Below are 629 nucleotides of genomic sequence, written 5' to 3'. Positions count from 1 at the left end.
ATTGTTTCATCAGTAAGTTCGTATTTCTTTTCCATGGTTTATTGCCTCATGCCCTTATCTTAAAACAGTGTCATTTCCAGATACTTTTGTATTTCCGGTTACTTTGGCATTCTCGCAAACTAGTGCACCACCAAACACACGGGCATTTCCAGAGATTTTTGCGCGACCGCCAACTTTAGCTTTTTCAGAGACATGTGCTCCATCATAAATTTCGGCAAAACCACAAACCTTTGCTTTACCGAAAATACGAGCATTATCATAAGCGGATGCAAAGTGCGAAATTGTAGCGTTGTCGAAAACTTCTGCATTTTCATAAACGTGTGCATGTTCGGAAATTATGGCGTCATGGTATATTCTTGCTTTTCCAAAAACCTTGGCAAAACCGCAAACTTTTGCATTAACGTAAATGACTGCACGATCGTAAACCTTAGCATCATCATAAATTTTTGCATGATCGTAAATATACGCATCACCGGAAACTTCTGCATGACCGTAAACTTGTGCATCATCACAAACCGTAGCACTTCCACTAATACAGGCGCCATCAAATATCTTGGCATAACCATAGACTTTTGCATCACCATCTACCCAACAATCACCTTCATGACTTAGATTGTCTTCTTTCTCGA

General features: G+C 39.7%; 1 protein-coding gene. It reads right to left on the bottom strand.

Features of this window, described 5'->3' with window-relative positions; translation table 11 throughout:
* Positions 1 to 54: 54 nt before the first annotated feature.
* The coding region (locus tag ACFIJL_RS09785) for a hypothetical protein (protein WP_375624536.1) at positions 55 to 629 on the bottom strand (575 nt) is incomplete at its 5' end.

The organism is Bartonella sp. TT119HLJHH, from assembly GCF_042193385.1.
Classification (GTDB): Bacteria; Pseudomonadota; Alphaproteobacteria; order Rhizobiales; family Rhizobiaceae; genus Bartonella.
Note: the sequence above shows the minus strand (reverse complement) of the source record. Positions and strands in the feature narration are given on the sequence as shown.